This is a genomic window from Flavobacterium sp. (assembly GCF_043778725.1).
Lineage (GTDB): Bacteria > Bacteroidota > Bacteroidia > Flavobacteriales > Flavobacteriaceae > Flavobacterium.
Map to the genome: position 1 here is coordinate 39906 of NZ_JAYWFT010000039.1, position 12323 is coordinate 52228.

General features: G+C 29.7%; 10 protein-coding genes. 6 read left to right on the forward strand and 4 right to left on the reverse strand.

What is annotated here, in order from left to right; genetic code table 11:
* Nucleotides 1–121: 121 nt before the first annotated feature.
* Complete coding sequence (locus ACH2CG_RS03625; RefSeq protein WP_395062291.1) at nucleotides 122–736, reverse strand: outer membrane beta-barrel protein; 615 nt, start codon at nucleotides 734–736, stop codon at nucleotides 122–124.
* Between the two features lie 142 nt (nucleotides 737–878).
* Between ACH2CG_RS03625 and smpB the strand changes: the two genes are divergently transcribed.
* Both smpB and ACH2CG_RS03635 read left to right on the forward strand, forming a co-directional pair.
* Entirely contained in the window at nucleotides 879–1337 is a 459-nt protein-coding gene (smpB, locus tag ACH2CG_RS03630) for an SsrA-binding protein SmpB (protein WP_395062293.1), read from the forward strand.
* A gap of 80 nt (nucleotides 1338–1417) precedes the next feature.
* A complete protein-coding gene (locus tag ACH2CG_RS03635; protein WP_395062295.1) occupies nucleotides 1418–2467 on the forward strand; it encodes a Fic family protein in 1050 nt (349 codons plus the stop codon).
* A 38-nt stretch (nucleotides 2468–2505) separates the two neighbouring features.
* Here ACH2CG_RS03635 and ACH2CG_RS03640 read toward each other — a convergent pair whose 3' ends face one another.
* From ACH2CG_RS03640 to ACH2CG_RS03650, 3 genes are read right to left on the reverse strand one after another with little or no spacing between them, the layout of a single operon-like run.
* Nucleotides 2506–3807, reverse strand: coding sequence for a T9SS type A sorting domain-containing protein (locus ACH2CG_RS03640; RefSeq protein ID WP_395062297.1), 1302 nt, complete (start codon nucleotides 3805–3807; stop codon nucleotides 2506–2508).
* A gap of 6 nt (nucleotides 3808–3813) precedes the next feature.
* Nucleotides 3814–7557 (reverse strand): transglutaminase domain-containing protein, encoded by a 3744-nt coding sequence (locus ACH2CG_RS03645; protein ID WP_395062299.1) that lies wholly within the window; start codon nucleotides 7555–7557, stop codon nucleotides 3814–3816.
* Between the two features lie 37 nt (nucleotides 7558–7594).
* Nucleotides 7595–8236, reverse strand: coding sequence for a protein-L-isoaspartate(D-aspartate) O-methyltransferase (locus tag ACH2CG_RS03650; RefSeq protein WP_395062301.1), 642 nt, complete (start codon nucleotides 8234–8236; stop codon nucleotides 7595–7597).
* A gap of 153 nt (nucleotides 8237–8389) precedes the next feature.
* Here ACH2CG_RS03650 and ACH2CG_RS03655 point away from each other — a divergent pair, with 153 nt between their 5' ends.
* The 4 genes from ACH2CG_RS03655 to ACH2CG_RS03670 all read left to right on the forward strand — a co-directional run bounded on the left by ACH2CG_RS03655 (nucleotide 8390) and on the right by ACH2CG_RS03670 (nucleotide 12267).
* Entirely contained in the window at nucleotides 8390–9358 is a 969-nt protein-coding gene (locus ACH2CG_RS03655; RefSeq protein WP_395062303.1) for a Gfo/Idh/MocA family protein, read from the forward strand.
* A complete protein-coding gene (locus ACH2CG_RS03660; protein ID WP_395062304.1) occupies nucleotides 9359–9694 on the forward strand; it encodes a hypothetical protein in 336 nt (111 codons plus the stop codon).
* A 362-nt stretch (nucleotides 9695–10056) separates the two neighbouring features.
* Nucleotides 10057–10947 carry a 3-hydroxyacyl-CoA dehydrogenase family protein gene (locus ACH2CG_RS03665; RefSeq protein WP_395062306.1) on the forward strand — a complete coding sequence of 297 codons (891 nt, stop codon included), beginning with the start codon at nucleotides 10057–10059 and terminating at the stop codon, nucleotides 10945–10947.
* A 75-nt stretch (nucleotides 10948–11022) separates the two neighbouring features.
* A complete protein-coding gene (locus tag ACH2CG_RS03670) occupies nucleotides 11023–12267 on the forward strand; it encodes a DUF1015 domain-containing protein (RefSeq protein WP_395062308.1) in 1245 nt (414 codons plus the stop codon).
* Nucleotides 12268–12323 lie beyond the last annotated feature (56 nt).

The window sequence follows — 12323 nt, forward strand, 5'->3', positions numbered from 1 at the left end:
TTAATTTTACGAATATAATATTTTTTTAAATATAAAATTAAAAAAAAGTCACCGTAAAAATTGATGACCTTTCCGTTCGAAATTAATCGAAACTAACCAATAACTAAAAATAATTTTGTTCTTAAAATAAGAATTTAACTCCAACTTGTAAATTACCTAAAGTTCTATCTCCAACAGAGTTCATTGGGTTTGCATTGAATTGAAATGTTGTTGTTTTATCACCAACATTTGGAGTTTCGGTTATTGTACCAACATTAAAAATTGTAAATGAAGTTTCTACAGTAATCCATTTATTAACAATATAGTCAAAACCAGGTGCTAATTCTAAAGCGAATGAAGAAGTTTTTGCGTCAGAAATTTTGTCTTTACCAATCATTACTGGCAATGCTGCTTGACCGTAAAAGAATAAACCTCCAGAAACGTTCCAGTATTTCCTAACTAATGGTTTAACAACAAAAGTGCTTGCATTGGCAGTCGTTGCTCCTGCACCATTAACCGTTTTTGAACTGATATTTCCAACACCAACACCAACTGTTACAGAAGGAGTAATGAAAGTTCCAACAATTGGCAAAATCATGTTTGATGTAGTTTTTGCATCACCAGTTTTTTCAGATGCAAATGATACTTGACCAGCAATCCACCATGTACCAAGTAAACCTTGACTTTCTTTTTTCTCTTGTGAAGTTGCAGTTAAACCAAATAAAGCTATTGCTGCAACTAATAAAAAATTTTTCATTTTGTTTATAGTTTTAAATTATAGGGCAAATTTATCGTCATTACTTCTTAGAAAAACTGATATAAATCATAGTTTGATTTTTTATTTCGAACTAAATAATTTCTTTTTTCTTTCATTAATTTGTTACTACATTTGCACCAATATGATTAAAACCGCTAACATACTTAACAAGAAAGCTAGATTCGATTATGAAATTATCGAAACCTATTCGGCGGGAATTGTTTTAACTGGTACTGAAATAAAATCCATCCGATTAGGAAAAGCCAATATTACCGAAAGCTTTTGCGAATTTAATGATGGTGGAGAACTTTTTGCCATCAATACCTCTATAGAAGAATATGCTTTTGGAAATCAATTTAATCACAAAGCCCGAAGCGAGCGCAAACTTTTACTTAACAAAAGAGAACTAAAATCGCTAGAAAGAGATGTTAATACAAAAGGCTTAACAATTGTTCCTTTGCGCCTTTTTACCAATGAAAAAGGATTGGCAAAGCTAGAAATCGGACTGTGCAGAGGTAAAAAAACTTATGACAAACGCGAAAATCTAAAAGAACAAGATACCAAGCGCGATTTGGCACGAGTTAAAAAAGAATTTAATTAAATTTTAAAAAAAATGTTTTTTTGTTTTTTTCTTCAAAAAAATGACTAAATTTGTCATGAAATAAAAAGTCATAAAAAAAAATGAAAACACTACTCAAAAATGCGCGAGAACAAAAAGGTTTAAAGACCAGAGAAGTGGCTCAATTACTAAAAATTGATCAAGCCTTAATTAGTAAATTTGAAAACGGCACGAGAAAACCTACCAAAGAGCAAGTAGCCAAACTAGCATCGCTACTTGAGATTGACTACGAAACTTTAATGATTGCGTGGTTAAAAGAAAGAATTCTTTATGAAATTGGTGATGATGATTTTGCAGTAAAAGCCATGCAACAAGTTCAGGAAGAAATAGAAAATAGTTATAAAAAAGCAAAACAATCTATTTCAAAAAGCTTGCAAACTATTCTTGATGAAATAGATGTCTTGAAGAAAAAACTTGATACTTTTAGAGAGTTTGACAGTTTTAGAATTGCACAAGCACTAGAACTTGAATATACATTTGAAAGTAATAGAATAGAAGGAAATACATTAACACTTCGTGAGACAGATTTGGTCATCAATGAGGGATTAACTATTTCTGGAAAAAGTATGCGCGAACATCTTGAAGCCATCAATCATGTTGAAGCAATTGCCTACATAAAACAATTAATGGAACGAAATTTTCCCTTAAATGAAAGAGAGTTATTATCGGTTCATAATTTAATCCTTAGAGGCATTATTCCTGAAGAAGCTGGTCGTTATAGAAGGGTTCAGGTGATGATAAAAGGTAGTGCTCACATGCCACCACAACCTTATATTGTTGCTAAGGAAATGGAAGATTATTTCTTTTGGTTTGAAGAAAATAAAAGTAAAATACATCCAGTAATTTTAGCAGCAGAAATGCACGAACGTTTGGTTACAATTCATCCATTTATAGATGGAAATGGACGAACTTCACGTTTAATAATGAATCTTATATTATTGCAAAATGGCTATGTTATTGCCAATATTAAAGGAGATTATGATTCTAGAATGACTTATTATCAATCTTTAGAAACAGCACAAACATTGGGCAATAAAGAAGATTTTTTAGTGTTTATTGCACAAATAGAAAAAGAATGTTTAGAGCGCTATTTAAACATTATAAGTAAATAAAAAAATCCATTTCAATACTATGAAATGGATTTTCTAGTTTATTCTTTGATAATCTTTCTGGTTATAATTTTTTCATCTGATGTGATTTTTATAAGATAAATTCCACTTGATAAATTAGAAACGTCAATTTGATTTGACAATTTATTGATTTCTTTAACAATTTTACCTTGCGTATTATATATTATACAACTGCCTACTATTAAATTATCGATATTTAAAATATTTTTTACAGGATTTGGATATAATGATATTTTATTATTTTCAAAATCTGAATTGTTTAAAATGCAATCTGGTGCATTTCCTGCAACTGATGAAAAAACTCCGTTAGTAATTGACCAGTTTTCCCAACTTCCACCTACTCCATTTGGAAATTGCCAGTTATTTAAATCAAATGTATTCGTTCCGTTCATTGTTCCAGGAATTTTATAAACTTTTAATGCGCCATCATTAAAATTCCAAGAAAAAGGTTGATTAGCAACACAATAAGGATTTCCATTAGTCCAATTACAATTGGGTTGAATAAAATATGCGAACTCCTGGTAGTTTGGATAATCACCATAAACATGTGCAATTCCGTCAGTTCCTATACATATTGCTACATATTCATTACATGCAATTCCGTTTACAGTTGTACCATAATCTGCTCTATATCGTCCTATAAAAGTTGCATGTCTTCCTTTTCTGTCTGGATTATCATAATGAGTATCTGTGATTACATTTTCTAAAAAAGGTACATTTAAAAAATCTGTCATAGGCAGCGTTGTTCCAGAATATCCTCCTAAAGTAACATTATTTGCATAAGGATTTGCCATTGCTTGTGCAGAAGTGACCGTTCCATTTTGGGCAGAAAAATATCTTCCTCCCAATATTGCCATTCCTGCACTTGTGCCGCCAATTGGTGCGTGCTTTACAGTTACATGATTATTAATTAAGTTTTCAAGTGCATTATCTTTAAAATATGAAATATAATTATATTGATCTCCACCTGCAAACCAAATCATCTCGGCATTGGCAACTTTATCTAAAACATAAGGATTTGTGGCGCCGGCAACAGAAGTAATTACTAAAGTTTCTACCGAATTTACTGTAACACCAAGTTGAGAATATAAGTAATCATTATATCCATTGCTTCCAGTGGAACGTAATACAACTACATCGCCACCATTAGCTTTTTGTAACAACCACGCCATTGCATTATCGTGCTCTGTGGCACCACCCATAAGACAAACCCCAAATTGTGGATTGGTCGATATATTAGTTGTATTTCCTGTAAAATAGCTTGTATATCCTTGTGAAAAAGTCATTATAGGAAAGAGGAAAAATAATAATTTTATTTTCATATTTTTTTATTTAAATCCAACAATTTGCTCTTCGGCAGCGATTACATCATCTACATATTTTTTAAATTCAGGATAATCTAATGTTGTAATTTTATCCCAATTTAAGGTGACAGTTCTAACTACTTTTAATGAATTTGGTTTCAATAATTCAAAAGAAATTACATATTTATGTCCTTTAAAAACAAATGTTTTTCCTTCTGGAATTTCAGTAATTTTTTTATCAATTGGAATATCTATTATTACTTCCGATAAATAATCATTACTTGTTTCATAATTAAAATAATCAATATCATATTTTCTAGTTTCTAATGATATTATGTCACGAGTATAAACTTTGTCTAGAAAAGGTACATCTGTAATTTTCAAATTTCCAACTGTTTGAATTCGCTCAGATACCATAAATTCTGTTTCAAATGTAATATCTTTATCATACATTTGATTGGTAATTACTTTAGAACTTTGTACAGTTACTACTTTTTTTAACTTAGCATTGTAATCTTCTTCAAATTTTTTCTTGCGAACATCCTCTGTTGTTGCCTCAGAAAACATTTCGTTATAATATGATTTATTAGCACCTTGAACATTAAATGTACTTTTATAACTTTTAGCTTTATCATCAATTGTCATTATTGTTCTAGTTGTTGCAGTGTTTTTTAATGCGTTGTCAAATGGTATTGCAATTATTTTAGACTTTTCGTTTTCTGCTTTATCAAATGAAATTACTAAAGCATTAGCATTAAATAAACTGCTTGGCAATGCTTTAAACGGCAAATATTTGTCTGTTAATTCAAGAAATTGCTCTTTATTGTCTAGCATTACTTTCACTATACAATGATTAAAATCGTTAGACGGAAGTAGCATAGATGTAAATCCGTTATCGTTTGTTGATACCAATACTAAATTTGCTTTTAGTCCTGCAAGTTGCGATAGCGCTACAAAAAGTGTAGATACATCTTTGCAATCGCCGAGTTTTGTAGTTATAGTTTTAGAAGGTTTTTGTGGTACATAACCACTTTGTCTAAAATCTAATGAACTGTAATTGATGTTCGTTCCTATATATGTATATATTTTTTTGGCTATTTCTTCTTGAGAAATTCCTGCTACACCATTAGGGAAAATTTCATCATATGTGTTTTTAGTAATTTTATCTAATTTTAAATTTTTCTTTACTAGATCAGAATACCAATTAGAAATTTCTTTCCAAGTTTTTATGGTACTTATTCTAATAGTGTTTGTCAAATCACTAAAATTAGGTGCATAAGATTCTACCAAAGCCATTGCTGGAACATTGGTTTTTTTCCAGATCATTACAGTTTTATTATTGATTTTTTTTGTGGAAGGCGTTATTGATCCGTTTATAAAATCTGAAATATATTCGGTATTTGGAGGATAAATAAATCCAAAAATAGATTCTAATGTTGGATAATAACTATTGAAATAACATGATAAATCAAAATCCTTATAAAATCTTCCAAACGAATTTTCATATCGCTCGTATTGAATAAAAATAACATCACCTACTTTTAAATCAGTAAAAACTAACGTTCCATCACCTTCTTCGGCAGGAACTATAGAACCATCAAGTTTTACAATTTCCGATTTTAGAACTGAATTACTGTTAGATTGAAGGTTGTATTCTTTCATTTCTTCAATTCCTTTTTCAGAAGTTATTTCATATAGAAATGTAACTTTAGATTTTCTTCCACCTTCTGGAAGAATATTTACAATATATTCATCTAATAATGTGGTCACGCCAAAATCTCCTTTAAGAGTTGAATTTCGTCTAGCTTTTATAACTTTATAAATATCTTTGGTAGCAACTTCCTCTATTTCATCAGGAATTTTAGTAATATCATACAATTGTTTTCTAAGAGAACTATTTCCAGAATTGTGTGATAATGATTGCCTAAAGAATTTTTCAGCTTCTTTAACATTATTCAAATTATTGTAAATACTTCCTTTTTTTTGCATTAAATCAAAAGAATACGGAAAATTAGCAAGTGCTTTATCAACTTCTACCAATGCTTCAGTATATTTTTTATCATCAATTAAAATATCAATATAATTAACTCTTAAATCGTTAGAATAGGCAAATCTATCACTTACATCATGCACCATTTTTTCTACGTCACTTTTTCTATTTGCAGCTATATAATATTGTTTCAGCTGGTTTAGAGCTACTAAATTTTCTTTTTTAGCAACCAATTCTTCCAACATAGAAATGGCTTTGGCTTTATCGTTTTTTAATTGTTGGTAAACGGATGAAAATGAAGTTATATAAAATTCATTATTATCAGATTTAGAAAATAACTCTTCTAGTTTTTGCAACATTAAGTTAATGTCAGATTTTCTTGATGCCAAAATAAAATCATACAATATAGTAACCATATCCGATTTTATTGTTTGCGCTTTATCTCTATATTTTTCAAGATCTACAATATTGGCAGTTTTCATCCAGTTCGTATCCTGAATTTTGTTTAATATATTGTAGTAATAATTTTCATCATTGATTTCTAAATTTTTGGCAATTTCTTCTACCTTTTGTGTCTCTTTTTTATTAGAGTAATTGGTCATTTGCATTACTTGAATCATTGATGACTTTGGATATTTTTTTACTAATTCTTCAATAACATCATTAGCCAATTCATTTTTACTGTTGTTAGAATATGCATTAAATAACAGTATTTTATAAAGTATATTATCTGGATTCTTCACTGTCAAATCTTTGAAAAAATCTTCAAATGAAGGATTTAATTCAACTACATTCAATTGCTCCAATATAGATTTTTTATAAGGTTTATAAGTATTATAAAAAATTAAATCTGAAAATTTATTATTTAAATCATCAGTAAGTGAAACGAAAAAATTATCATTACTTGCAGTAGATGAGAACTTTACTAGCAATCTATTTATTCCTTTTTCTAATTTGAATTTCAGTTTGTAAGCATTCAAATCTGTATGTTGTGCCATATTATTGGCGTAAATTTCGGTATCATTAACGAAAATTTTAATGGAAGAACTAGTTCCAAAATTTAGAAAAACATCTTTATCAGATGGTGATTCAATAAAAACTTGCGAATAGATAATTCCATCACCATACTCAGATTCATTTGTATAAAAATGATAGCCTTCATTTTGCTTTATTTCTGGAACATACCAACCTATTTTTCCATTACTATTAGCGTCAAATAATTTATCATTATTGGCATAAATTTCAGGTTCATATTCGGTTTCTAGACCACTATCGTTTAAGTTTTCAAAAACGCCACAATACTGCCAATCTTCAATAGCATTTAATTTTTTTATTTGAGAATTAAAACCTTCATAGTTTTTTCTTTTTCTATCACAAATTGCTTTAAAATAAGTTACTAAAGGATCGTTTCCAAAGGAAGAAGCTGCTAATAAATCAATTTTTTTATAGGTATAATCATTGTATCCATTAGAATTGGCATTATCCATAATATAAGGTTTGTACCATAAAGGATACAAGTATTCTTTTTGTTTACAAACCAAAATAAATTTTTGCAAATAAGTATCGTCAAATGCTAATTTGCCCAATTCATAATCTATCATTGCATCCAAAATTAGATAATCAACATTAGAATTTTCTTTAGATTTTAAATCCTTGTCAAATAATTTTCGTGCCTCTTCTCGCTTATTGGACAACAATAAATCCCAAACTTTTTTCTCACTAGTTTGTGCAAAAGCAATGTTGACAAACAGAATACAAATGGTAATTATTTTTTTCATTAATTATTTTTTGAATAGTTTTAGACGCTACAATATACTAATTTTTATTTTCTAACAAGGGTACAAATTTAAAATCACCAAATTCGTGTTTTTCAAATTGGGTTTCGTTTTTTCGGATTAACATGGTCATAATCTGGTCTTTTTCTCCAACAGGAATTACCAATTTCCCTCCAATTTTTAACTGAGCCATAAGCGGTTGCGGAATAATTGGTGCGCCAGCCGTTACAATAATACTATCAAATGGAGCATGATTTGGCAAACCTTTATAGCCGTCGCCAAACGATAAATGCTTTGGTCGAATTCCTAATTTTGGCAATAATAATGACGTTGTTTTAAACAATTCATTTTGTCTTTCAACGGAATAAACTTTTGCTCCAAGCAAACATAGAACAGCAGTTTGATAACCACTTCCAGTTCCAATTTCAAGGATTTTATGATCTTTTTTAACTTCCAATAATTGACTTTGAAAAGCAACAGTATAAGGTTGCGAAATCGTTTGTCCAGCACCAATAGGAAATGCCTTGTCTTGATAAGCAAAATCTTCAAAGCTAGAATTCAAAAATAAGTGTCTCGGAATTTTTTTAATCGCTTCCAATACATTTTTATCCGTAATTCCTTTCTCTTCTAAAACTTTAGCTAGTTGATTTCTAAGTCCTTGATGCTTGTTAGTATTGTTCAATTTTATAGTAAATTAGTTTTCGTAAAATAACATTAAATAATTGAATTTTCAAATTATGAATTACAAATTCTCTCCGATTTTTTTGAATTGGAATTTGGAATTTCAATATTGGAATTTCTTTAATAATTTGTACTTTTGATAAAATTTAATTCTATGCTTAAAGTTGGCGTTTTAGGTGCTGGTCATCTCGGAAAAATACATTTACGATTATTAAATCAATCAGAAAAATATGAATTAGTAGGTTTTTATGATGAAAATCACGAAAACGGAGCTAAAATTGCAGCCGAATTTGGATACAAACAATTCGATACAATTGCCAAATTAATTCACGCTGTAGATGTTATAGATATTGTAACTCCTACTCTTTCGCACTATAAATGTGCTAAAGTTTCTATAAAATCTGGTAAACACGTTTTTATAGAAAAACCAATTGCCACAACAGTTGAAGAAGCCGAAGAAATCATTGCTTTATCTAAAGAATATAATGTAAAAGGACAAGTTGGTCATGTAGAACGATTTAATCCTGCGTTTACTGCTGTCAAGAATATGATTGATAGTCCAATGTTTATTGAAACACATCGATTGGCCGAATTCAATCCGCGTGGTACAGATGTTCCTGTAGTTTTAGATTTAATGATTCATGATATTGATGCAATTTTAAGCGTTGTAAAATCGAAAGTTAAAGCCGTTCATGCAAGTGGTGTTTCTGTTTTAAGTCAGTCGCCAGATATTGCCAATGCTCGAATTGAATTTGAAAACGGTTGTGTAGCAAACATTACTTCAAGTAGAATTTCAATGAAAAACATGCGTAAATCTCGTTTTTTTCAAAAAGACGCTTACATTTCTGTGGATTATTTAGACAAGATTTGCGAAGTTGTAAAAATGAAAGATGCACCAGAAATTCCAGGAGATTTTGATATGATTTTGCAAAATGCAGAAGGCGAAAAGAAACAAATTTATTTTGCAAATCCAGAAGTTGAACCCAACAACGCTATTTTGGATGAACTAGAATCATTTGCAGATGCAATAGTAAATAATACAACTCCAATTGTAACTTTAGAAGATGGAACAGAAGCTTTAAGAGTTGCTTACATGATTATTGATTCTATGAACGAGAAATAAATGAAAATATTACTATATCTTATCTTTTCTATTTTAATATTATCAATTATTTCTTGTCAATTTAAAAGAAAAAGAGATAAAGATGAATTAGTTCTTGGTGATTATATAATTGAAAAAAACGGAGTATATTATGTGGGAGATTGCGAAATACATAGTAGCGAAAAATATACTGGAATTGATACTTTTTATTTTGATAATAGAAAAACCAAAGGAACTTACTCAATTAAAAATGGTTTACCCGATGGACATTGGGAACAATTTAATGATAATGGAACAAAAAAGTTAGATTTATATTTTGAAAATGGAAATCTTATCAAAAAAACTAAAACAAACTAAACAAACATAATGAAGCAAGTACTTCTTGAAATCAAAAACAATAAAAAATCATTCATAATAGCACTTGTAATTTATTGTGTTATTATAAGTTTTTATATGTTCAAAAGTCACAACGATTTTACAGGCAGCATATTAACTTCAACTTTACATTTATTCTTTTTCAATTTATTTACATCATTATTTAATATTAAATCCAAAACGCTAACTTTTTTAACTAGGATATCAGTAATTCAATGGATATTCGTTTTTTTATTTAGAGGAATAAATCATAATACGATTTCTACATTAATCACTTTGATTATTATGATTACTTTATTCTCAATAAACTATTATTTAAAGAAAAAACAAATTAAACAAACATAATGAAAACAATAGCTGTAATAGGCGCAGGAACAATGGGCAACGGAATTGCTCACACTTTTGCACAAAGCGGTTTTACCGTAAAATTAATTGATGTTTCCGAAAAATCTCTCGAAAAAGGAATGGCAACAATTGCTTCCAACCTTGATCGAATGGTTTCTAAAGGAACAATCACCGAAGAAGACAAACACAAAACCATTGGAAATATAATCACTTACACCGACATAAAAGATGGCGTTGTTGGAACCGATTTGGTAGTTGAAGCTGCAACAGAAAATGTAACATTAAAACTAAATATCTTCAAGCAACTAAGTGAAGTTTGCGACCACAATGTGATTTTGGCAACCAATACTTCATCTATTTCAATAACTCAAATTGCCGCACAAGTAGTTCATCCTGAACGTGTAATCGGAATGCATTTTATGAATCCGGTGCCAATAATGAAATTGGTTGAAATTATCCGTGGCTATTCGACATCGGATGAAGTGACTAAAATTATCATGGAATTATCTATAAAACTGGGGAAAACTCCAACAGAAGTAAACGATTATCCCGGATTTGTTGCCAACAGAATCTTGATGCCAATGATTAATGAATCTATCGAAACGTTATACAATGGTGTTGCTGGAGTTTCTGAAATTGATACAGTTATGAAACTAGGAATGGCGCATCCAATGGGACCATTGCAATTGGCAGATTTTATTGGACTTGACGTTTGTCTTTCAATTTTAAACGTTATGTACGACGGATTCAAAAATCCAAAATATGCTCCTTGCCCACTTTTAGTAAATATGGTTATGGCTGGAAAATTGGGTGTAAAATCTGGTGAAGGTTTCTACGATTATTCTGAAAGTAAAAAAGCAGAGAAAGTTTCTAAACAATTTAGCAAATAAAAGTCGTTAGTACTTAGTCCTTAGTTAAAACTATTACCAACTAAGGACTAATTACTAAGTACTAAAAAACTATAAATGAGCAAAATAATCCCTTTCAAAGCCGTTAGACCAACTCCTGATAAAGTAGCATTGGTAACTTGTCGTAATTATGATGATTATTCGCCTGCTGAATTAGCTTCATGGTTGGATTTCAATCCTTATTCGTTTCTACACGTAATAAATCCTGCGTATGTACATTCTCAGAAGATTACTTTAGACAAGCGTTTTAAAGGTGTAGCTCATAAATATCAAGATTTTAAAAACGATGGAGTTTTTTTAGAAGATGAAAAATCGGCTTTCTTCTTGTATGAAATTCAGACTAAAAATCAGTCTTTTATTGGAATAGTTGCCGGAACTTCGATTGAGGATTACAAAAATAATATCATCAAGAAACACGAAGATACGTTGCAATATCGTGTGGAATATTTTAAGGATTATTTACAACAAACTGGTTTTAATACCGAACCTGTTTTGATTACTTATCCAGATAATCTTGAAATAAATTCGTGGATTTCTGAAAAGAAAAAGGAACAGCCAATCTATCATTTTTCGACAACCAACAAAGAAAAACATACACTTTGGAAAATTGAAACCGAAGCTGAAATTGCTTGGTTGGAAAATCAATTTGAGAACATTCCAGAATTATATATTGCCGATGGACACCACCGTTCGGCTTCGGCAGAATTATTATACGATCAAAATATAGCTCAAGGAAATAAGAACTTGAATAATTTTATGAGCTTTCTAATAGCAGAAAGTAATGTGAAAATTTATGAATTTAACCGAATTATTCGAGATTTAAATGGTCATTCAAAAGAAGATTTTCTTGAACAATTAGCCAATCATTTCATTATTAAGCCAAAAGAACAAGAATTGTGGAAACCACAAAGTAAATTTGAATTTGGAATGTATCTTGATGAAAGTTTTTATGCATTATTTTACAAACAAGAAAGCAATGACAATTTCAATGGCAATGTCAAAAATAAAAATAAAATATTAGAAAATCTCGATGCTCAAATTTTATATGATAAAGTTTTACAACCCATTCTAGGAATTGAAGATTTACGAAACGACGAACGCATTGAATACATTCCTGGAAAACAATCTATTTTAACCATAAAAGAATTGGTTGACGAAGGTGAATTTGAAGTTGGATTCATGTTATTTCCATCGGACATTTCAGAAATTAAAGCTTTGGCAGACAATAATTTAATTATGCCACCGAAAAGTACTTATATTGAACCGAAGTTTCGTAGTGGGTTGATGGTTTATGAGTTATGATTCATCACGACACATATATATTTTTTAAAAGATATAAGGTTATTTTATTTTTTTTT

What these genes read in the sequence shown, in the direction of transcription:
- ACH2CG_RS03655 (WP_395062303.1), top strand. Translation starts at nt 8,390, where the DNA reads ATGCTTAAAGTTGGCGTTTTAGGTGCTGGTCATCTCGGAAAAATACAT.
- ACH2CG_RS03665 (WP_395062306.1), top strand. Translation starts at nt 10,057, where the DNA reads ATGAAAACAATAGCTGTAATAGGCGCAGGAACAATGGGCAACGGAATT.
- ACH2CG_RS03660 (WP_395062304.1), top strand. Translation starts at nt 9,359, where the DNA reads ATGAAAATATTACTATATCTTATCTTTTCTATTTTAATATTATCAATT.
- ACH2CG_RS03670 (WP_395062308.1), top strand. Translation starts at nt 11,023, where the DNA reads ATGAGCAAAATAATCCCTTTCAAAGCCGTTAGACCAACTCCTGATAAA.
- ACH2CG_RS03635 (WP_395062295.1), top strand. Translation starts at nt 1,418, where the DNA reads ATGAAAACACTACTCAAAAATGCGCGAGAACAAAAAGGTTTAAAGACC.
- ACH2CG_RS03625 (WP_395062291.1), bottom strand. Translation starts at nt 736, where the DNA reads ATGAAAAATTTTTTATTAGTTGCAGCAATAGCTTTATTTGGTTTAACT.
- ACH2CG_RS03645 (WP_395062299.1), bottom strand. Translation starts at nt 7,557, where the DNA reads ATGAAAAAAATAATTACCATTTGTATTCTGTTTGTCAACATTGCTTTT.
- ACH2CG_RS03640 (WP_395062297.1), bottom strand. Translation starts at nt 3,807, where the DNA reads ATGAAAATAAAATTATTATTTTTCCTCTTTCCTATAATGACTTTTTCA.
- smpB (WP_395062293.1), top strand. Translation starts at nt 879, where the DNA reads ATGATTAAAACCGCTAACATACTTAACAAGAAAGCTAGATTCGATTAT.